18 protein-coding genes and 1 pseudogene are annotated in these 19,673 nt (G+C 72.7%); 16 read left to right on the forward strand and 3 right to left on the reverse strand.

Translation table 11 applies throughout. From position 1 onward, the window contains the following. Positions 1-17 precede the first annotated feature (17 nt). The 14 genes from AB0I68_RS35530 (at position 18) to AB0I68_RS35595 (ending at position 15,653) form a co-directional block, all read left to right on the forward strand. On the forward strand, positions 18-2,051 hold the full coding sequence (locus AB0I68_RS35530; protein ID WP_363181546.1) for an ATP-binding protein: 2,034 nt from the start codon (positions 18-20) through the stop codon (positions 2,049-2,051). A 171-nt stretch (positions 2,052-2,222) separates the two neighbouring features. Beyond that, positions 2,223-3,779 carry a phage tail sheath family protein gene (locus AB0I68_RS35535; RefSeq protein ID WP_363181531.1) on the forward strand — a complete coding sequence of 519 codons (1,557 nt, stop codon included), beginning with the start codon at positions 2,223-2,225 and terminating at the stop codon, positions 3,777-3,779. Between the two features lie 61 nt (positions 3,780-3,840). Beyond that, a complete protein-coding gene (locus AB0I68_RS35540; RefSeq protein WP_363181532.1) occupies positions 3,841-4,281 on the forward strand; it encodes a phage tail protein in 441 nt (146 codons plus the stop codon). Beyond that, complete coding sequence (locus tag AB0I68_RS35545) at positions 4,278-4,775, forward strand: hypothetical protein (RefSeq protein ID WP_363181533.1); 498 nt, start codon at positions 4,278-4,280, stop codon at positions 4,773-4,775. The genes AB0I68_RS35540 and AB0I68_RS35545 overlap by 4 nt, the downstream gene beginning before the upstream one ends. Next, complete coding sequence (locus AB0I68_RS35550; RefSeq protein ID WP_202200283.1) at positions 4,772-4,930, forward strand: DUF6760 family protein; 159 nt, start codon at positions 4,772-4,774, stop codon at positions 4,928-4,930. The genes AB0I68_RS35545 and AB0I68_RS35550 overlap by 4 nt, the downstream gene beginning before the upstream one ends. Before the next feature lie 4 nt (positions 4,931-4,934). Further along, a complete protein-coding gene (locus AB0I68_RS35555) occupies positions 4,935-7,958 on the forward strand; it encodes a hypothetical protein (RefSeq protein ID WP_363181535.1) in 3,024 nt (1,007 codons plus the stop codon). Positions 7,959-8,010: 52 nt separating this feature from the next. Then, positions 8,011-8,436: a phage tail protein gene (locus tag AB0I68_RS35560; protein WP_328301238.1), complete on the forward strand. Its 426-nt coding sequence runs from the start codon at positions 8,011-8,013 to the stop codon at positions 8,434-8,436. A gap of 60 nt (positions 8,437-8,496) precedes the next feature. After that, positions 8,497-9,231 carry a LysM peptidoglycan-binding domain-containing protein gene (locus AB0I68_RS35565; RefSeq protein ID WP_363181536.1) on the forward strand — a complete coding sequence of 245 codons (735 nt, stop codon included), beginning with the start codon at positions 8,497-8,499 and terminating at the stop codon, positions 9,229-9,231. Then, positions 9,228-11,045: a VgrG-related protein gene (locus AB0I68_RS35570; protein ID WP_363181537.1), complete on the forward strand. Its 1,818-nt coding sequence runs from the start codon at positions 9,228-9,230 to the stop codon at positions 11,043-11,045. Before AB0I68_RS35565 ends, AB0I68_RS35570 begins: the two co-directional genes overlap by 4 nt. Before the next feature lie 49 nt (positions 11,046-11,094). Beyond that, positions 11,095-11,412, forward strand: coding sequence for a PAAR domain-containing protein (locus AB0I68_RS35575; RefSeq protein WP_363181538.1), 318 nt, complete (start codon positions 11,095-11,097; stop codon positions 11,410-11,412). Then, positions 11,412-11,834: a GPW/gp25 family protein gene (locus AB0I68_RS35580; protein ID WP_030722541.1), complete on the forward strand. Its 423-nt coding sequence runs from the start codon at positions 11,412-11,414 to the stop codon at positions 11,832-11,834. Before AB0I68_RS35575 ends, AB0I68_RS35580 begins: the two co-directional genes overlap by 1 nt. Beyond that, positions 11,834-13,810, forward strand: coding sequence for a putative baseplate assembly protein (locus AB0I68_RS35585; protein WP_363181540.1), 1,977 nt, complete (start codon positions 11,834-11,836; stop codon positions 13,808-13,810). The genes AB0I68_RS35580 and AB0I68_RS35585 overlap by 1 nt, the downstream gene beginning before the upstream one ends. Then, the gene (locus AB0I68_RS35590) at positions 13,807-14,379 is read left to right on the forward strand and encodes a phage tail protein (RefSeq protein WP_363181541.1); all 573 of its coding nucleotides are present in this window, start codon (positions 13,807-13,809) and stop codon (positions 14,377-14,379) included. The genes AB0I68_RS35585 and AB0I68_RS35590 overlap by 4 nt, the downstream gene beginning before the upstream one ends. Before the next feature lie 560 nt (positions 14,380-14,939). Continuing rightward, a complete protein-coding gene (locus AB0I68_RS35595) occupies positions 14,940-15,653 on the forward strand; it encodes a zinc-ribbon domain-containing protein (protein WP_363181542.1) in 714 nt (237 codons plus the stop codon). Positions 15,654-15,790: 137 nt separating this feature from the next. Here AB0I68_RS35595 and AB0I68_RS35600 read toward each other — a convergent pair whose 3' ends face one another. From AB0I68_RS35600 to AB0I68_RS35610, 3 genes and pseudogenes are all read right to left on the reverse strand, one after another. Then, positions 15,791-16,423: a thymidine kinase gene (locus tag AB0I68_RS35600; protein WP_363181547.1), complete on the reverse strand. Its 633-nt coding sequence runs from the start codon at positions 16,421-16,423 to the stop codon at positions 15,791-15,793. A 90-nt stretch (positions 16,424-16,513) separates the two neighbouring features. Next, positions 16,514-16,789: pseudogene (locus AB0I68_RS35605) on the reverse strand (acetylxylan esterase); the annotation flags it as partial. Next, a complete protein-coding gene (locus tag AB0I68_RS35610) occupies positions 16,770-17,585 on the reverse strand; it encodes an IS5 family transposase (RefSeq protein ID WP_363181543.1) in 816 nt (271 codons plus the stop codon). The gene AB0I68_RS35610 and the pseudogene AB0I68_RS35605, both read right to left, overlap by 20 nt. An 89-nt stretch (positions 17,586-17,674) precedes the next feature. Between AB0I68_RS35610 and AB0I68_RS35615 the strand changes: the two genes are divergently transcribed. Together AB0I68_RS35615 and AB0I68_RS35620 are read left to right on the forward strand one after the other, a co-directional pair. Continuing rightward, positions 17,675-18,465, forward strand: a protein-coding gene (locus tag AB0I68_RS35615; RefSeq protein ID WP_363181548.1) for an IS5 family transposase whose coding sequence is annotated in 2 segments (ribosomal slippage) — positions 17,675-18,014 and positions 18,014-18,465 — 792 coding nt in all. Because the reading frame shifts where the segments join, the coding sequence is not laid out codon by codon here. 523 nt (positions 18,466-18,988) lie between these two features. Further along, positions 18,989-19,558, forward strand: coding sequence for a hypothetical protein (locus tag AB0I68_RS35620; protein ID WP_363181544.1), 570 nt, complete (start codon positions 18,989-18,991; stop codon positions 19,556-19,558). Positions 19,559-19,673 lie beyond the last annotated feature (115 nt).

A 19,673-nucleotide genomic window follows, 5' to 3' on the forward strand; every position in this document is an offset into this window, starting at 1 on the left:
CCGACACGACCCCGTACCTGTGGACACGGCTCCAGATCGTCGAGGAGCGGGTGCGGCAGGCCGTGGCGCTGCGGCGCGCCGTCGATCCCGACCCGGACGACCCCTACCGGGGCCAGTACCTCACCCCCGAGGCGGTGGCCCGCCTCCTGGACGCACGCCACGACCCCGGCCTGCCCGCGCTCGCACCGGCCGACCCCCCGCCCGGCTCGCCGCTCGACGTCCTCGCCACGCGCTTCGCGCTGACGCCGCTCGACTTGGACCTGCTCCTGGTCACCCTCGCGCCGGACCTGGACGCCCGCTTCGAACAGCTCTACGGCTACCTCAACGACGACCTGACCCGCCGTCGGCCCACCGTCGGCCTTGCCCTCGAACTGTGCGGCCGCACCGGGGCGGCGGCCGCGCGGTTCCGGCTCTCCCCCACCGCGCCGCTCGTCGCGGGCGGCCTGCTGGAGGTCACCGAGCCCGAACGGCCGCCCCTGTCCCGGGTGCTGGCCGTCCCGGACCGGGTCACCGCCCACCTGCTCGGCGACACCTCGCCCGACCCGCGGCTGGCCGACGTACTCGGTGAGGCCGCCGACGACCCGGCCGTCGACCCGGCCGAGTTGCACCGGGCCGTCGCCGCGGCCACGAGCGGCAGCGGCCACGTCCACCTGCGGACCCGCGGCGGCGATCCCGCCGGCCTTGCCGCCGCCGCGCTGCGCGCGTGCGGGCTGAGCCCCCTGGCCCTGGACGCCGCGGCCCTGGCCCACCACGTCCGTACCGTGCCCGAACTCGCCCGCGCCGCCGCCCGCGAGGCCCGCCTGACGGGCGCCGGGGTGCTGCTAGGGCCGCTGGAGGAACTGCCCGACAAGCCCGATGAGCGGGCCCGCGTCCTGCGCACGCTGTGCACGGTGCTGCGCGGCATCCCCCTGTTCACGTACGGAACGAGCGGCTGGGAACCGGCCTGGGCGGCCGACACTCCCGTCACCCTGACGGTGGCGGCCCCCGCCCCCGACCGGCACGTCACCCGCTGGCGGCACGCGCTGGAGCGGGCCGCCGGGGAGCACGGCGCGGCAGGGGAAGCCGACGCCCTCGCCCGGTCGGTGTCCGCGCACCGTCTCGACGCCGGGCAGCTACGGCGCGCCGCCGACACCGCGGTGCGCACGGCCGCGCTCGACGGCCGCCCGGTCTCCCCCGATGACCTGCGCACCGCCGTACGGGCCCAGAACGGCGCCGGGCTCGCCCGCCTCGCCCGCCGGGTGGAGCCCGCGGTGGGCTGGGACGACCTGGTCCTGCCCGCCCCCACCCACCGCCGGCTGCGGGAACTCGCGGTCCGCGCCCGCCACCGCGACCAGGTGCTCGGGCAGTGGGGCATGCGGCCCGGCGGCGGGCGCGGGCGCGGGGTGATCGCGCTGTTCGCGGGTTCCTCCGGCACCGGCAAGACCATGTCCGCCGAGGTCGTTGCGGCCGACCTGGGCATGGACCTGTACGTGGTGGACCTGTCCACGGTCGTCGACAAGTACGTCGGCGAGACCGAGAAGAACCTGGAGCGGATCTTCACCGAGGCGTCGGCCGTCAACGCGGTGCTGCTGTTCGACGAGGCCGACGCGATCTTCGGCAAGCGCTCGGAGGTCAAGGACGCCCACGACAAGCACGCCAACATGGAGTCGGCCTATCTGCTCCAGCGGATGGAGTCCTTCGACGGCATCGCCATCCTGACCACCAACCTGCGGGCCAACCTCGACGAGGCGTTCACCCGCCGCCTGGACGTGGTCGCGGACTTCCCGGTGCCCGACGCCACCCAGCGCCTGGCCCTGTGGGAACGGTGCCTGGGCGACCGGCTGCCCCGGGCCGACGACCTCGATCTCGGCTTCTGCGCGGAGCGGTTCGAACTGGCCGGAGGCTCGATCCGGGCCTGCGCGGTGACCGCCGCCTACTTCGCGGCCGCATCGGGTGAGCCGCTGACCATGCCCCAGGTGGTGACGGCGGTCGCCCAGGAGTACCGAAAGCTCGGCCGACTGCTCCTGGAGGGCGAGTTCGGGCCGTACGTGAACCAGGTCACGCACGTGTGAGCCGGGCGGCGGCGGACGGGCCGGGCGTGCTGCCTGGACGGTCCGGCGGGGCCGGCCATGAGGGCAGCGCACTTGCCCCCGTCCAGGTCCGAACGCCCCTGCCGTCGGCGACGGCCGCCGGAAAGGCTGTGGACAGACCTGATTGCAAAGCCATAACGCGAAGGAGCGAGCATGCCGACGTACCTCACCCCGGGCGTGTACGTGGAGGAGGTGCAGTCCGGTGCTCGCCCGATCGAAGGGGTCGGCACCGCCGTCGCCGCGTTCGTCGGGTTCGCCCAGAGCGGCCCGTTCCACGAGCCCACGCTGGTCACCAGCTGGGACCAGTACAGCCAGCACTTCGGCGGCTTCACCGAGGGCACCTATCTGCCCCACGCGGTCTACGGGTACTTCGCCAACGGCGGCGGCGCCGCGTACGTCGTCCGCATCGGCGGGTCCGCCCAGGACTCCTCCGCACCGGCCTCCACCGGCGGACGCCCCCAGACCCGCGCGGCGGAGCCGGCCGAGCTCGGCGGCTTCCTGATCGCGGCCCGGCCCGGCGTCACCGGCGTCTCCGTGGAGATCGCCGACGCGGACGGCGAGAACCCGCCCGAGGACCGCTTCAAGGTCCTGGTCCGGCAGGGCGAGCAGGTGGCCGAGACCTACGAGGTGTCCGCCCGCAAGAACGTCAAGGGCTACCTCGTCACCCAGGCCCGCGCCTCGAAGCTGATCGAGGTCACCGAGCAGCGCAATGCGAGCCAGACCCGGCCCGCCGCCCAGACCGTGGCCCTGCCCGACGCCCCGGCCTCGCCCGCTTCGGCCGGCCACGGCGAGGTGTCCCGGCTCGACCCCGCCGAGTACGTCGGTGACGCGAGCGCCCGCACCGGATTCGCCGGACTGGAGACCATTGACGAGATCACCATGGTCGCGGTGCCGGACCTGATGAGCGCCTACCAGCGGGGCGACATCGACGCCGAGGGCGTACGCACCGTGCAGCTCGCGGTGATATCGCACTGCGAGCAGATGGGCGACCGGGTTGCCGTCCTGGACACCCCGCCCGGGCTCTCCGCGCAGCAGGTGCGCACCTGGCGCAACGACGAGGCGGGCTACGACTCCCGCTACGCCGCCCTCTACTACCCGTGGGTGCGCGTCTTCGACCCGGCCGCCGGGCGCAACACGACCGTCCCGCCGAGCGGCCACATCGCCGGTGTGTGGGCGCGCAGCGACGCCGAGCGCGGTGTGCACAAGGCCCCCGCCAACGAGGTGATCCGTGGTGCGGTGGACCTGGAACTGCGCCTGAGCAAGGGCGAGCAGGACCTGCTCAACCCGATCGGCGTGAACTGCGTACGGGCCTTCCCCGGCCGGGGCATCCGGATCTGGGGCGCCCGCACCCTGTCCTCCGACCCGGCCTGGCGCTACCTGAACGTGCGCCGCCTCTTCAACTACCTGGAGGAGTCCATCCTCCTGGGTACGCAGTGGGTGGTATTCGAGCCGAACGACGACCGGCTCTGGTCGAGCATCCGGCGCAACGTCACCGCGTTCCTCACCGAGGAATGGCGCAACGGCGCGCTGTTCGGCCGTACGGCCGCCGAGGCGTTCTACGTCAAGTGCGACCGGGACAACAACCCGCAGGAGTCGATCGACCAGGGCCGCGTGATCTGTGAGATCGGTGTGTCGCCCGTCAAGCCCGCCGAGTTCGTGGTGTTCCGGCTGGCCCAGTTCTCCGACAGCACCAGCCTCGTCGACGAGTGACCCTCGGGTCCGCCAACTCCGGGTCAGCCGGGACAGCAGCAAGGAAAGGTGACAGACAGTCATGGCAGAGGGCGATGCTCTTTCCACCCACATCTTCGGCGTGCAGCTCGGTGGTTACCTGGTCGAATCGGTCCAGGAGATCAGCGGCCTGACCGTCGAGGAGGAGGTCGTCGAGGTCCGGCAGGTCAGCAAGGACGGCAAGCAGATCATCCGCAAGCAGCCCGGCGCCCGCCAGGCCGGTGAGGTCACGATCACCCGGGGACTCGACAAGAGCAGCGAGTTCACCAAGTGGATCAAGGAAACCCTGAACAACGGGGCCGTCGACACCGCTCGGCAGAACCTCACCATCGAGATCAAGGACTCCACGGGCGAGACCGTCCGCCGCATCCAGCTGATGAACGGCTGGGCCTCCAAGTGGGAAGGTCCCTCGCTCAAGGCCGGCGAGTCCGCGGCGGCCACGGAGTCCGTGACCATCGTGTTCGAGGAGATCGTCGTCGAATGAGACGCCGTACGGTGACAGCGGGCAACCTGGAGGAGATCCTCCAGGTCACAGCGCCCGCCGCGGCGCCGGAGCAGGCGGCGGCACCCCCCGCCGCCGCCTCGCCGGCGCCGCGCCAGGACCATGGGCTGCGCACCGAGTTCGAGTTCGAGCTGCCGCGCGGGTACGTCGACGAGGCGGGCACCGTGCACCGGCACGGCTCGATGCGCCTGGCCACCGCCCGCGACGAGCTGCGCCCGCAGATCGACCTGCGGGTCAAGGAGAACCCGGCGTACCTGAGCGTCGTACTGCTCAGCCAGGTGATCACCCGGCTCGGCGCGATCACCGACGTGCACGCCGGGATCGTGGAGCGGATGTACGCGACCGACGTCGCGTTCCTCCAGGACTTCTACCGGCGCGTCAACAGCGAGGGGCACACCCGCGCGGCGGTCACCTGCCCGCACTGCGAAGGCGGCTTCGAGGTCGACCTCTCCGGTGGGCGCCTGGGGGAATCGTGACGTACGCCCTCCCCCGGCTCAGGGAGGAGATCGCGTACATCGCCTACCACTTCCACTGGCAGCGCGAGGAGATCCTCGACCTGACCCACGGCGAGCGCCAGGAGTGGGTCACCGAGATAGCTCGTATCAACACCCGTGTGAACGAAGGCGGTTGAGCACATGGCATGGCGGGACAGGCTGCGTCGGCGCGCCGCCGTGCCGGACGCCGCGACCGATCGGCGGGCGGCGCCCTCTGGCGGCTCGGCGCCCACGGCTGCCGCACGGGAGGTCGGCGTGCCCGGCGACTGGGACGGTGGCTGGCGCATGACGGCGCCGCCCCAACTGACCGTGTCCCGCGCGCCGATGGGTGTCAGCGACGGGCTGGCCTTCCGGTCCGGCCTGGCCGCGTGGCGCGATCCGTCGTTCGACACCGGGCTCGCCCACGCCCTGCTGCCGTCCGCCCCGGCCGGTCTCGTGCGCGGGGTCGCCCGCCCCGCCACCGCCCGCCCCACGCACAGCGGCGGCGGCCCGCTGCTGCTGCGGGCGCTGCGAAGCCCGTACGAAGCGGACGCCACGCCCGGGACAGAAGAGCCGTTCGAACAGGTACGGTCATCGGCTCCGGGTTCACCGCGGAAGCGCGACACCCCGCAGATCTCGCGCCGTGCGCGATCGGACGCCCCTTCGTCCGGTGCCCCCCAGGCCGGGACCCCCTCGTCGGGCGCGAGGTCGTCCGGGCCGAGTCCTTCGGGTACGCGCGTCGCGGCCTCGGGTCCGGAGGCGTCCGGATCGGGCGCGTCCGCGTCCACGGCGGACGCGGCCCGGTCCATGCCGACCGCCGGATCACCGTCCCGCGGGGCCGTCGGCGGCGCACTGGGCCCCGTCGTCGCGCGGGCCACCGCCCCTGGCGGCGCGCGGGAGGTCCGGTCGGAGGCCGGGACGTCAGGCGCGCCGACGCCCGCGCACCGGGCCCCATCGGGGGCGTCGGGCGAGACCGGGTCCAGCGGGGCGCCCGGTACCCGTGGCCTCACGTCCACGCACTCCGCAGCCGTGCTCGGCACGCCCGCTCCCGATGTGCAGCGGGCCGCGGCGACGGGCAGCGGCACCGCCGTGTCCCCTGCCGCGCCCGGCCGTGCGCCGACGCCTCCGCGGTTCCCGCTGATCCGCCGTATCGCGGTGGTCCCCGAGGCATCCGCCGCAGGGGCCCGGGCGGCCCGGGAAGCGGCTGCTGCCGGGCGGGCCGCCACGTCCCCGTCCGGTCCGCCCGTCCAGCGGGCCGCGACGCGCACGCCCGGATCCGGCGGAACCTCTGGCTCCGCGGGGTCCGCCTCCGCCTCCGTCCCGGCGGCCGCAGGCGCCCGTCCCGGCCGCACGGGTGAGGAGCCGCCCGCCCCGGAGACCCCCGGGACCGCGAGCACCACCGGCACCACCCGCACCACCGTGGTCCGAGCGCGCGCCGTCGGCCGTGCGCTGACCGTCGCCCGGGTGCCTGCCACGCCCGGGCGCCGCGTGTCCGTCGTACGTCCCCCCGAGGCCCCGCGCTCCGCCCCCGAGCGGACGGCCCCGGACACACCGGTGCAGCGTGCGGGAAGCCGCGCACCGCTCGGCGCCCCCCGCACCGAACTCCAGCCCACGTCCGCGCCGCCGGGCAACCCCGCGATGGCGCCCGACTCCGCGCCCGCCCCGGCGATGCCCATGGTCCAGCGCCCGGCAGAACCCGCGGCCGACCGCCCGGACCCGGGACCGGTCGCGCCCACGACCAAGGCCGACTCCGAGACGCCGGTGCAGCGTGCGCGGAGCCGCGCACCGCTCGGCGCCCCCCTCACCGAACTGCCCTCCACGGCCACGCCGTCGGGACGCCCCGCAACGGCGCCCGACTCCGCGCCCGCCCCGGCGATGCCCATGGTCCAGCGCCCGGCAGAACCCGCGGCCGACCGCCCGGACCCGGTCACGCCCACGCCTCGCGTACGCACCGGCCTGGGGGCGCCCCTGCCCGCACTGCCGCCGAGCGCCGCCGTGCCCACTCGCCCGTCGTCCCCGTTCCGAGCCGCGCGTCCCGCCTCCCCCGCCGGCGTCCAGCGCGCGCCCGCGCCCACGGACGCCTTGCGCCCGGTGGCACCGTCCGTGCCGGCCGGCCACGCGCCTTTGCTGGGGGCGGGCAACGTGCAGCGCCGTACCGCCGAACCCTCCGCCGCAACGACCTCCGCGTCCCCCGCACCCGGGCCCGCGCCCGGCGCCCCGGCCGGTGCTCCCCCGCTCGTCCAGCGGGCCACCACCTCGCCGGACCTCCCGACACCGCAGAGCACTGCTCCTGCCATGCCCTCCGGATCCCGGCGTACCGAGAAGTCGTCACCGACCCGGAGCACCCGCCCGATTCCGCTCGTCGTCGCCGACGCCGTCACCGGCCGGAGCGGAACCCCGCACCACAGGCGCGCCGTCGCGGCAGCGCCCTTCGCGCCCCGCACCCTCCAGCTCCTGGCGGCACGGCCCCTGGCCCTCGGCACCCGTGACATGGGGAGCGCGGCCGCCCCCGCTCCCCGCCCGGCAAGCCGTCCCGTGGTCGCGGCACGCTGGCCCGCCCCGTCCACCGCACCGCAGCAGGTCCAGCGAGCCGCGGAGGGGCCGCGAGGAACGATCTCGCCGACGCCCGCGCCGCGTGCCCCTGCCCCCGCCTCCCCGGGCCACGGCCCGCGTCCCGCGCACTTTGTGCGTCCGGCGCCCGCGTCGGCCGCAGCCCGCGTCGCGGCCACCCCCCTGCCCGTGACCGGCCCGCACGCACCGCCGCTCGTGGTCCAGCCGTCCGTGGTGGCCCCGTCGTCGGCGCACCCCGTCCCCGTGGTGCGGCCCAGGGCCTCGGCCCCCGCCGTCTCCCCGGCAGCGACCGGTCCCGCGCCACCGGCGAGCGGACCCCACCGGGCGAGCACGCCACCGGTGCAGCGCGACACGGGTGGCAGCCGGAACAACCCCGGTCCGATCAGTGTCCAGACCGCCGCGCCCGCGGCACGCGGCGGCCGGCGCCCGGCCACGGCCCAGGGCACCACAGCGTCCGGCCGGCACGAGAGTTCGCGCGATGCGGCTCCGCAGGTCCCCGACGCCGACCTGGACGATCTGGCACGCCGTCTGCTCGATCCGGTCGCCCGCCTGCTGCGCACCGAGTTGCGGCGCGGCCGGGAACGCGCGGGCAGGCCCTTCGACGGGCGCCGCTGAGCACGCTGAGCACGCTGAGAACACGGACGAACGAGAAACGGACGACGGACCGATGACGGACAACATCTTCGCGACCAGCGTGTTCTTCCGGCTGGCGATCGGCGGCAACGATCTGGGCGCCTTCCACACCTGCTCCGGCATGGGCGCCGAGGTCGAGATGGAGAGCTACGCCGAGGGCGGCAACAACGGCTTCACCTGGCAGCTGCCGGGCCGTGTGACCTGGTCGAACATCACCCTCTCCCGGCCCGTCACCGCCGACACCGCGAAGATCGGCCGCTGGCTGGACGAGACGCTGCGGCGGGTCGAGCCCAAGGACGGCGAGATCGTGGCCCTGCGGCCCGACCTGAGCCGGATCATCAGCTGGCAGGTGTTCGGGATCGTCCCGGTCCGATGGCAGGGGCCGTCCTTCGACCCCGCCAACTCCGCGGCGGCGGTGGAGACCTTGGAGATCGCCCACGCGGGGCTGCTGCCCTCCTGACCGCCCGGCACCCCCTGTTCGTCCTCTTCGTCGCCCCCGCTCCGGAAGGGAGTCCACGGCATGGCCTCATCTGCGCGCGCCAGCCGCGCCAGGGCCCAGCTCACCCTCAAAGAGCCCCCCGCCTCCGTCGGGGCCAAGCCCGGCGGGACGATCGCGAAGCTCGATCTCCAGTTCAACCCGTCGACCCTGCAGCTGGGCAAGACCACCGAGTGGCGGCGGTCCCCGTCCCGGATGGCGGGGCAGTCGGCGCTGCCCGAATTCGTGGGCAGCGGTCCGCGCACCCTGAGCCTGGATGTGTTCCTGGACGCCACCGCCACCCACGACAACTCGGTGGAGCAGGCGGTGGAGAAGCTGATGAAGGCGTGCGTGCCGACCCCGGCCAGCCTCGGCCGCAAGAAGCCGGCGAGCCCCTGGGTGCGCTTCGAGTGGGGCAGCGCGCGGACGACGTCGTTCGACGGGGTCCTGTCGAACCTGTCGGTGTCGTACACGCTCTTCGATGTGGACGGCAAGCCGTTGCGGGCCACCTGCTCTCTGTCCATCGAGGAGGCGAGCGTCGACCCGGCCGGCCAGAACCCGACCTCCGGCGCACGCACCGCCCGCAGCACGCACATCGTGGTGGCGGGCGACAGTCTGGCGATGCTGGCCTGGCGCGAGTACGGCGACGCGACGGCCTGGCGGGCCATCGCGGAGGCCAACGGCATCGACGACCCCATGGCGCTCGCCCCCGGCACCGAGCTCGTGGTGCCGGCCCTGCAGGAACACCGATACGGCGACGGCGAGGAGGAGCAGCGGTGAGCCCGTCCGAATCCGGGGGCCGGTCGTTCGCGGCCGACCCGATCGTGGAGGCGCCCGGCGAACTGCCGCAGATCTGGGCGGCGCAACTGGTGAGCTGCGTGGTGGACGAGAACGTGGGCCTGCCGGACACCGCGGTACTCACCTACCGCGACCCCGACCACGAGTTCCTGCGCGCCACCGGTGTCACCATCGGCAGCCCGCTGCGGGTGTCGGTGATGACCGTGAAGGGGCAGGCGCGGGAGCGGCTGTTCAACGGCGAGGTCACGGCCCTGGAGATCGACCGGGACCGCACCGGCTCGTTCACCGTCGTACGCGCCTACTCCAAGGCGCACCGCCTCCAGCGCGGCCGCAAGGTCGTGGCGTACCGGAACATGACGGCCGCCGCCATCGTCCGCAAGGTGGCCGCCGGCGCCGGACTGGCCGTCGGGAAAGTGGAGGCCGCGCCGGTGACGTACAAGCAGCTGTCCCAGGCGAACGTCTCCGACTGGGACTTCCTGCAGTTCCTCGCGGGCGAGAGCGGCGCGCAGGTGCGCGTCGACGACAAGGGGCTGCTCCAGTTCACCAAGCCAGTGAAGGCCTCCGGGGCACCCGCCCCGTCCACGTCGGCCACGCGCAACCCGATGGTCCTGGAGTACGGGCGGAACCTGCTGGCGCTGCGGGCCTCGCTGTCGGCCGCCGACGGCGCTTCGAAGGTGCAGGTGCGCGGCTGGGACGTGGCCACCAAGCGACCGCTGGTCGCCGAGCAACCGTCCGTGGTCAGCGACACGGTGGTGCCGGGCATCAGCCCCCAGTTCGCCGCACGGTTCGGAAAGTCTGCGGTGGCTGTCACCGACACCCCGTACCGTACGCAGGCCGAGACGACGGCGGTCGCGAAAGCGGCGGCGGCCCAAACCAGCGCCGGTTTCGGCGAGCTGGAGGCGGTGGCCGAGGGGAACCCGCTGCTGCGGGCGGGCAAGCCGGTGGCGCTCGGCAACGTGGGGCAGGCGTTCTCCGGCCGGTACACGGCGACGGCCGTGCAGCACGTTCTGGAGCCGCACGGCGGGTACCGCACCACCGTGTGGGTCAGCGCCAGCCCGGACCGCTCCCTGACCGGCCTGGTGACCGGCGCCAACGCGCCGGGACGCGGCCCGCGCATCCCCGGTCTGGCGATCGGCGTAGTGACGGACGTACGCGAGCCGAACGGCTCCCAACGCGGCGCGGTACGCCTGAAGTTCCCCTGGCTCGACGACACCTACGTCACCGACTGGGTGCGCACCGTCCAGTGGGGCGGCAAGGGGGGCGGCGGCGTGGTGAGCCCCGAGGTCAACGACGAGGTGCTCGTCGGGTTCGAGCAGGGACTGCTCGACAGTCCGTACGTCATCGGCGGGCTCTACAACGGCGTGGACCAGCCCTCACCGCACGACGTACCGCTGATCGACAAGACCAGCGGCAAGGTCAACCGCCGCTCGGTGGTGTCGCGTTCGGGCCACCGCGTGGAGCTGCTGGACGCGGCGGCGCCGGGCCCCTCCGGGCTACGGCTGGTGACCGGGGACGAGCGGCTCGAAGTACGCATGGACGACCGCCGGGACCGGATCGAGCTCACCGTGTACGCGGGGCGGAACCGTCCGCTGACCTCCGTCCTCCTGGACAAGAACGGCATCACGCTGGACGCCGGGCAGGGCACCGTGAAGGTGTCCGGCCGCCAGGTGGACATCGACGGCACCGCCGGGGTCAGCATCGGCGGTCGGTCGGTGCGGGTGTCCGGAACCTCGGACGTCACCGTCAACGGCGGCCTGCTCGCCGTCCTCAAGGCCCGACTCATCCGGATCAACTGAGTCCTCCCATACCCCTTGCACCACGACCGCCTTCCCCGAGGAGCACCCGATGCCAGCCGCAGCCCGTACCGGCGACCCCACCAACCACGGTGGCCGGCTCGCCACGCCGCCGCCCGGCGCCGCCGCGGCGGTGGCGACGGTGCTGATCGGCGGCCTGCCCGCCGCCGTCGTGGGCAGCCTGCACGTCTGCCCGATCCCGCCGCACGCGGCGCTGGGACCGGCCGACGTGATCGTGCCCAACCCGGCCGGGCTCGCCGCGGGAGCGGTACTCATCGGCGGGCTGCCCGCCGCGCGGGCGCGCGACCAGACCACGTGCGGCGCGATGGTCCTGACCGGTGCCCCGAACGTCCTGATCGGGGGCGTGTGATGAGCGAGCGGTTCATCGGGCGCGGCTGGGCGTTCCCCCTGCGCGTCGGGCCGACCGGCGGGATCGCCATGGTCGAGCGGGAACGGGAGCTGGAGGAGGCCATCCGGCTGGTGCTGGGCACCGCGCCCGGCGAACGGCCGATGCGGCCCGAGTTCGGCTGCGGCATCCACGAGTACGTCTTCGCCCCCGGCGACGGCGACACCGCCGGTCGGGTCGCCCAGCAGGTGCGCGAGGCACTGGAGCGGTGGGAGCCCAGGATCGCGGTGGACGAGGTCGTCGTGGCCTTCGACTCCGTGGAGGCGGGCACCCTCTACATCGATGTGCACTACACGGTGCGCACCACCAACGACCGGCGCAACCTGGTCTTCCCCTTCTACACGATCCCCTCCGAGGAGGGGGCCGAGGAAATGGTCGCGGACTGATGGCCCTGCCCTCCCCCAACCTGGACGACCGACGGTTCCAGCAACTCGTCGACGAGGCGAAGCGATACGTGCAGCAGCGCGCCCCGGAGTGGACCGACCACAACGTCTCCGACCCCGGCGTCACCCTGATCGAGACGTTCGCCTACCTCGTGGACCAGCTGCTGTACCGGCTGAACCGGGTCCCGGACAAGAACTACCTGGCGTTCCTTGACCTGTTGGGCATCCAGCTGTACCCGCCCTCGGCCGCCGTCGCCGACGTCGACTTCTGGCTGTCGGCCCCGCAGCCCGACACGGTGACGCTGCCCGCGGGCACCGAGGTGACGACCGCGGCGGGCGAGACCGAGGAGGCCGTGGTCTTCGCCACCACCGACGATCTGCGCATCGTGCCGAGCGAGTTGACGCGCCTGGTCACCGCGCCCCGCACCGGTGAGCTGACCGACCGGACCGGTGCGCTCGCCGAGGGCCGCGACATACCGTGCTTCCAGGTGACGCCCAAGCCCGGCGACGCGCTGCTGTTCGGCCTGCCGACCGCGGTACCGCGCTGCGTGGTCGCGGTGCGCCTGGACAGCCGCGTCGAGGGAGTCGGCGTCGACCCGCGCCAGCCCCCGCTGGTGTGGGAGGCGTGGGACGGCGGCCGGTGGCAGCGCTGCGAGACCGGCTCCGACAGCACCGGCGGTCTCAACCGGCCCGGTGAGGTCATCGTGTACGTACCGGCCGGACACGCCGCGTCGCTGATCAGCGGAACCCGCGCGGGCTGGCTGCGCTGCCGGGTCACCGAGCCGGAACCCGGCCAGCCGTTCTACTCCGAGTCCCCGACCGTGCGCGAGGCCGCCGTCTTCACCATCGGCGGCACGATGAACGTGGAGCACGCCGAGCGGGTGACCGACGTACCGCTCGGCGCGTCGGAGGGGGTGGCGGGGCAGACCTTCCGGCTCGGCCGCCCGCCCGTGCTGCTCGACGGGGAGCCCCCGGTGGTGGAGGTGTCCTCCCCCGAGGGATGGCAGCGCTGGGACGTGGTGGAGCACTTCGGCCGCTCGGGGCCCGACGACCGGCACGTGCGCGTGGACGCCACCACCGGCGAGTTCACGTTCCCGCCGGTGCTGCGCGAGGCCGACGGCACTCTGCGCCCCTGCGGGGCCGTACCTCCCAAGGGCTCCCAGGTCCGTGTGGCCCGCTACCGCACCGGGGGCGGCCCGGCGGGCAACGTCGCCCGCGGCGCGATCTCCGTACTGCGCAGCTCCGTCCCGTACGTCGCCCGGGTCACCAACCGGGAGGCGGCGCGCGGCGGTGTCGCCGGGGAGACGATCGACAACGCCAAGCTGCGGGCGCCGGAGACGCTGCGCATGCAGGAGCGCGCGGTGACCGCCGAGGACTACGAGATCATCGCCCGCCAGGCGGCGCCCTCGGTGCGCAGGGTCCGCTGTCTGCCCGCCACGGACGGCGCGGGTGGCGCGGCCGGCGCGGGCGCGGTACGGGTCCTGGTGGTGCCGGACGCGGTGGCCGACGAGGGCGACCGGCTCCGCTTCGAGCAGCTGATCCCCTCCGACCAGGTGCTCACCGCGATCACCACGACCCTCGACGAACGGCGCCTGATCGGCACGCGCCTCGTCGTGGAGCCGCCCGTCTACCAGGGCGTCACCGTGGTCGCCCGGCTGTCGGCCCGCGAGGGGGACACCGACCGGGTGCGCGACGCGGCGCTCGCCGCGCTGTTCCGCCACCTCAACCCGCTGCACGGCGGGCCCGACGGCACCGGCTGGCCGTTCGGGCGGCCCGTGCAGTACGGCGAGGTGTTCGGCGTACTGCAACGCGCCATCGGGGACGTGCTGGTGGAGGAGATCCGGATGTTCGCCGCCGACCCGATCACGGGGCGCCGCGGCGCCCCCGTCGACCGGATCGACATCGGCGCGGGCGCGCTGGTCTTCTCCTACCAGCACCAGGTGGTCGTGACGGCGCCGGAGCCGGAGGTGCGCGGATGAGCCGGGCCGCCGTCCCCGGCCTGCCCAGCCGGCACCCGATCGGCGAGCAGCTGCCCGCGCTGTACGCCGACGACGACTTCGCCCAGCGGTTCACGGCGGGCCTGGACACGGTCCTGGCCCCGGTGTTCACGACCCTCGACAACCTGCCCTCCTACCTCGATCCCCGGCTGGCCCCGGCCGACTTCGTGTCCTGGCTGGCCACCTGGGTCGGCGGCGTCGACGACCCGCGGTGGCCGCTCGAGCTGCGGCGCGAGGCGGTGGCACGCGCGGTGGAACTGCACCAATGGCGCGGCACCCGGCGCGGCCTGATCGAGGCCCTGCGCCTGGTGCTGGGCCTGTCCGCCGAGGTCAGCGGGGACGGCGGGGCCACCTGGTCCCGTACGGGCGGCGCCGAGCTGCCCCCTCCCCCGGCCGACGAGGTCCTGGTACGGGTGTGGCCGCACCGCAAGGGAGAGGCGTACGAAGTGGACGCGGACCGGGTCCGCTCGCTCGTCCGCACCCTGTGCCCCGTCCACACGGTCTGCCGGGTGGAGGTCCTGTCCGGGCCGCCCGCGGGTGAAGGGAGGTGACGGCGTTGCGTGCGTGTCCCGTGTGTGGGGCGTCCAATGGCGTGACGGACGATTTCTGCGGCAACTGCGGCGCCTACCTGGGCTGGTCGGACTCCACCCCTGCGCCGGGTACGGCCAGGACGACGCGGAACAGCTCCGTGCCCCCTGCGGGTTCGGAGGACGGCGACGGCGCCCCGGAGGTCACCGCCCCGGAACGGGTGGGCTCACGGCCGCCCGCCGACGCGGAGTCCGGCCCGCCCGCGCCCTCAGGAGCGGACCCCTCCGCGGCGCAGCCCGCTCCGACGCGGACGCCGCCGCCGGAGCCCCGTCCGGCAGCTGAGGGGGACCGGACCGCCGCCCGCAGGACGCACGGAGGACCGGAGAGCGCCCCGCGGACGCCACCCGCTGCCCGGCCTGCCACCGGCGCCTCCCGCCCCGGGACGGCGCCCCCGGCCGCGCGGCCGCCCGGCGGACCGCCACCTGCCGCTCCGCCGGCGGCCGCCACGACGCCGGTCGCCTCCCCGCAGCCCGTCCGGCCCGCGAAGGCTGTCGCGCCGCGCCCGGTCGTGCGTCCGGCAGCGGTGAGCGACGACGTGGCCGGGGTGCCGTGTCCCGCCTGCGGCGCGCCCAACCCGCCGGACCGCCGCTTCTGCCGCCGCTGCGCGGCGCCGCTGACGCCCACCGCCGCACCGGCTCCCCTGCCGTGGTGGCGGACGATCTGGCCGTTTCGCCGCCGCAGGCGGGCGGGCTCGGGCCGAATGGTGCGCTTCCTGGTGATCCTGGCCGTGGTGCTGGCCCTGTGCGCGGCCGGCTTCCTGATGCTGCCGGCCGGACGCCACCTGATCGAGGACACCCGGGACAAGCTCGGCAAGGCCAAGGCGGTGACCGCCACCCGCGTCGAGGCGAGCGCCGAGCTGCCCGGGCATCCGGTGAGCCATGCCACGGACGGGCTCAGTAACCGCTACTGGGGCGTGCCCGGCCCCGGTGCCTCGGTGACGTACACCTTCGCCAAGCCGTTCCGCCTGGTCGACGTGATCATCATCAACGGCGCCTCGTCATCACCGGAGGAGTACGCGAAGCAGGGGCGGGCGCTCCGGATCGACATGGAAGTGACGGCGCGGGATGGCCAGAAGGTCCGCAAGAAGCTCACCCTCAGCGACAAGCCAGGTCCACAGACGTTCCCCACCGGCATCAGCGACGCCACGACGATCCGGCTGACCCTCGAGGCACCCGCCGGGTCGGCCCAGGACCGCCATGTCGCCCTGGCGGAGGTGGAGTTCTTCCAGCGGAGCTGACCGTCCGGCGGTTCACGCGCGAGGCTGCCGCCCGGCTGTTCGGCGCCACCGGCCTGGACGCCTCCGAGGACCTGTCCTTCACCGCGGTCGCTCCACCATCCCGGAAACGACCATGGGACAGGCAAGGGGGAGGCCGGTCAGCCGTGGTTGACCGGGAGGACGTCCGGGGAGAGGGCGCCCGCGTGGGCGGCGGCGGAGGTCATGCGGCGGCGGTGGTGGCGGCGGCAGAGGACCTCGTAGCCGATCTCCTCCGCCGGGCGGTTGACGTCCCCGACCACCACCTGGGCGCCCTCGACCACCATCTCCCCGCCCACCGTACGGGCGTTGTGCGTGGCACGGGCGCCGCACCAGCACAGGGCCTCGACCTGGAGCTGTTCGAGGCGGTCCGCCAGCTCGATCAGGCGCTGCGAGCCCGGGAACAGCTTCGTCCGGAAGTCGGTCGTGATACCGAAGGCGAAGACGTCCATGTCGAGCTCGTCCACGATGCGCGCCAGCTGGTCGATCTGCTCGGGGGCGAGGAACTGCGCCTCGTCCACGATCACATAGTCCGCCTTGCCGCCCTTGGAGAGCTGGGCGACCAGGTACGCGTACAGGTCCATCCCCTCCGGCGCCTCGACCGCCTCGGTCACCAGACCCAGGCGCGAGGACAGCTTGCCCTCGCCCGCCCGGTCGTCACGGGTGAAGATCACGCCCTGGAGCCCGCGCGCGTCACGGTTGTGGGCTATCTGGAGCGCCAGAGTCTTCTTACTGGGGAATCCACCATCATCGATAGCGTCACCGGCATGATCGTCGGCTAGGCAACAGACACCGACGTCTCCGGCGGCCTCCACCCCTTCAAGCGCCCTGACGATGCGGCAGTAGGCGGCGATCTCGCGGAACGGGGCTTCGTCGGTGACCTCGGCGCCACGGCTGAAGTGGCACAGGAACGGTACGTCCGCCATCCCGGCCGCGACATCGGGGACGAGGGCGCCTGCGACGAGGGCCAGTCCTCCGCCCTGGCTACTCCCGGCCACGATTATCCTGAAGGGGTCGACACGCGGGGCGTGGCGGGCCGCGGTGACGGCGCGGACCGCGTCGGCGTACAGGCGACGATAGTAGTACTCCTTAGACCGTGTCCTATGTGGTGAGGCGGACAAGCCGCTTGTAGCAACAGACGGCAGCGGCGAGGCCGAGGAAGGCGAGGTAGTTGCGGGGGTGGCGTTCGTAGCGGTGGTTGAGGCGGCGGTAGCCGGTCAGCCAGTACATGGTCCGCTCGATCACCCATCTGCGGCGTCCAAGGCGCTCGGAAGACTCGATGCCTTTGCGGGCGATGCGGACGCCGATGCGTTTCCCGCGGAGCCATTTCCGCAGGGCGGGGATGTCGTAGGCCTTGTCGGCGTGCAGTTTCCGCGGTTTGAGGTCACGGCCGCGGTGGGGGTCGTGTCTCGTTTGGTGACCGAGCACCATGGGCTTCAGCGCCTGGCTGTCGTGGGTGTTGGCGGCTGAGAGACCCACGAGGAGGGGCAGCCCGGCCGCGTCCGACAAGATGTGCATCTTGGAGCCCGGCTTGCCCCGGTCCACGGGGCTCGGACCTGTGAGTTCGCCCTTTTTGGCCCGGACGTGGGCGGAGTCCAGGATGGCCCGGGAGAGATCGAGGAGGCCGGCGTCGTCGAGCCGGTGCAGGATCTCCTCATGGAGCCGGCCCCAGACTCCGGCCCGCGACCAGATCAGGAAGCGGCGGTGGGCCGTCGACTTCGATATGCCGAAGCACGGTGGCAGTGACCGCCAAGCGCACCCGCTGACCAGCACGTAGACGATCGCGGCAAACAGCGTCTCATCAGGCGTGTCCTGCGTGCCGCCGCCCTGCAGCCGCACCCTCGACGGCGGGATCAACGGCTTCGCGATCTCCCACAGCCCATCCGGAACAATCCAACTCCACGTACCCCGCCCCATGACGAGCCCAACGACCCATGGCCGCATAGGACACGGTCTTAGAAGTCATCTCATTTGGATCGGCAGGTAGGCTGTCGGTCGTGGTGGGGATTGTTGAGCGGCTGGTGCCGGATGAGTTGTGGGAGTTGTTCCAGCGCGTGGTCCCGGAGGCGCCGTCGAGGCCTCAGGGCGGCGGTCGGCGCCGGCATGGCGACCGGGAGGTGCTGGCCGCGATCGTGTTCGTTGCCACGTCGGGCTGCACGTGGCAGCAGCTGCCCGCCGCGTCGTTCGGGCCGTCGGGGGCCACAGCCCACCGGCGCTTCTCCGAATGGACGAAGGCTCGGGTGTGGGCCAAGCTCCACCGCCTGGTGCTCGACGAGCTCGGCGCCCGTGGCGAGCTGGACTGGTCGCGCTGCGCGATCGACTCGGTCAACATGCGGGCCCTGAAAAAGGGGATCTGACAGGTCCGAATCCTGTCGATCGGGGCAAGTGCGGCTCGAAGATCCACTTGATCACCGAGCGGACCGGTCTGCCCCTGTCCGTCGGAATCTCAGGGGCGAACCTGCACGACAGCCAGGCCCTTGAACCTCTCGTCCGTGGCATACCGCCCATCCGCGGACGCCGACGGCGCAAGCCCGCCAAGCTCCACGCGGACAAGGGCTACGACTACCCCCACCTGCGCAAATGGTTACGCGGACGCGGCATCGCACACCGCATCGCCCGCAGGGGAATCGAGTCCTCGCAGCGGCTGGGCCGCCACCGCTGGACCATCGAACGCACCATGGCCTGGCTCGCCGGCTGCCACCGCCTCCACCGCCGCTACGAACGCAAAGCCGACCACTTCCTCGCCTTCACCAACATCGCCTGCACCCTCATCTGCTACCGCAGACTCGCCAAATGAGATGACTTCCAAGCCGGAGACCCGGCGGCCGTGCGCGCCAGGTCGGTCCGGTCCCACGCCGGGTGCGGACGGCGCAGGACGGCAGCGAACAGCGCCAGGTCCTCGCGCATCTTGCCCAGGGGACCGCGTCGCCCCTGGTAGCCGCCCCGGTGCGCTCGAAGGCGCCCTCCACGTAGGCCAGGTACCCGAGGTACTTGATCACCACGACTTTGAAACCGATGGTAGCAACGCCCCTGCCCAGCAGGGCAGTTCGAGCCAAACCCTGGCGCATATCGGCTTCATGTCACGAAATTTGCGGGACGATATCAAATCGTTACCGTTCGCTGCGTACATTAATGCCCGATTTGGCGGAATTTAATGATGTTTTAATGATCCAGTCGCCGTGAAGCGAGGGCTTCTGCCGATCGACCGTCGGTATGGGGAAGGCGACATCGAACGCGCATCCAGGGGGCCCGGGCTAGATCTGGGATTGTTCAGGGGGTTGGCTCGCGCACGTTCGCCCCTTGGGCGGCCGCTGCGCGCCATGCCTGGCATCGATTTCGCTGCCAGATCACTTTGTGCTGCTCACCAGATCAAGTTCCAGCTCTCTCGCGGATGCGCACTGAAGGGCGCAAAAGTGAAGCACAGCACAAAGTCTCGTTTCGTCATGGCTGCAGTCGCTGCTGCCACAACGACGCTCGTCATGGCTCCGTCGGCGCATGCATCCAGCACACAGTTCGAGAACCACTTCAGCGAAGAGGTCTGCAAGGACCCGGGGTACTCGGGCTTCAAGTTCACACTTTGGTTCAACTCTGACTTTCACGGCTCCTACCGAAACATCGGGTACAACGTTTACGACTTCAGCGATGAGCGCTACACGGAATCCGTCAACAAACAGCCCCTGAATTTCTGCTACTTCGGCGTGAGCAGCCCCTGGCCGGGGTCGGGACTGGGCCTGAAGAACAATGCTGCGTCGGCGGCAAATCGCCACGCCACCTATGTGGCTGACGTGTATTACAACAGTGGCTACAAGGGTGCCGTGGACGACGTTGCCTGGACGCGCAACTTGAACTACACCAAGAACAACAATGCGTCGTTCGCTTGGCGAGCCTGACAAAAAATGTCATCCCAGACCGGAAGATTTCAAGTCCAGTGAGACGGTCGTGACGCTATGAGGTTTGTGGTGTGGGTTCCCGGCGCTTGGCCGGGTCGTTGATCCATGCCTTCTG

The sequence above is a fragment of the Streptomyces sp. NPDC050448 genome, from assembly GCF_040655295.1.
GTDB lineage: Bacteria > Actinomycetota > Actinomycetes > Streptomycetales > Streptomycetaceae > Streptomyces.

What these genes read in the sequence shown, in the direction of transcription:
- AB0I68_RS35535 (WP_363181531.1), top strand. Translation starts at nt 2,223, where the DNA reads ATGCCGACGTACCTCACCCCGGGCGTGTACGTGGAGGAGGTGCAGTCC.
- AB0I68_RS35540 (WP_363181532.1), top strand. Translation starts at nt 3,841, where the DNA reads ATGGCAGAGGGCGATGCTCTTTCCACCCACATCTTCGGCGTGCAGCTC.
- AB0I68_RS35545 (WP_363181533.1), top strand. Translation starts at nt 4,278, where the DNA reads ATGAGACGCCGTACGGTGACAGCGGGCAACCTGGAGGAGATCCTCCAG.
- AB0I68_RS35555 (WP_363181535.1), top strand. Translation starts at nt 4,935, where the DNA reads ATGGCATGGCGGGACAGGCTGCGTCGGCGCGCCGCCGTGCCGGACGCC.
- AB0I68_RS35560 (WP_328301238.1), top strand. Translation starts at nt 8,011, where the DNA reads ATGACGGACAACATCTTCGCGACCAGCGTGTTCTTCCGGCTGGCGATC.
- AB0I68_RS35565 (WP_363181536.1), top strand. Translation starts at nt 8,497, where the DNA reads ATGGCCTCATCTGCGCGCGCCAGCCGCGCCAGGGCCCAGCTCACCCTC.
- AB0I68_RS35575 (WP_363181538.1), top strand. Translation starts at nt 11,095, where the DNA reads ATGCCAGCCGCAGCCCGTACCGGCGACCCCACCAACCACGGTGGCCGG.
- AB0I68_RS35580 (WP_030722541.1), top strand. Translation starts at nt 11,412, where the DNA reads ATGAGCGAGCGGTTCATCGGGCGCGGCTGGGCGTTCCCCCTGCGCGTC.
- AB0I68_RS35585 (WP_363181540.1), top strand. Translation starts at nt 11,834, where the DNA reads ATGGCCCTGCCCTCCCCCAACCTGGACGACCGACGGTTCCAGCAACTC.
- AB0I68_RS35590 (WP_363181541.1), top strand. Translation starts at nt 13,807, where the DNA reads ATGAGCCGGGCCGCCGTCCCCGGCCTGCCCAGCCGGCACCCGATCGGC.
- AB0I68_RS35610 (WP_363181543.1), bottom strand. Translation starts at nt 17,585, where the DNA reads ATGGGGCGGGGTACGTGGAGTTGGATTGTTCCGGATGGGCTGTGGGAG.
- AB0I68_RS35620 (WP_363181544.1), top strand. Translation starts at nt 18,989, where the DNA reads ATGCCTGGCATCGATTTCGCTGCCAGATCACTTTGTGCTGCTCACCAG.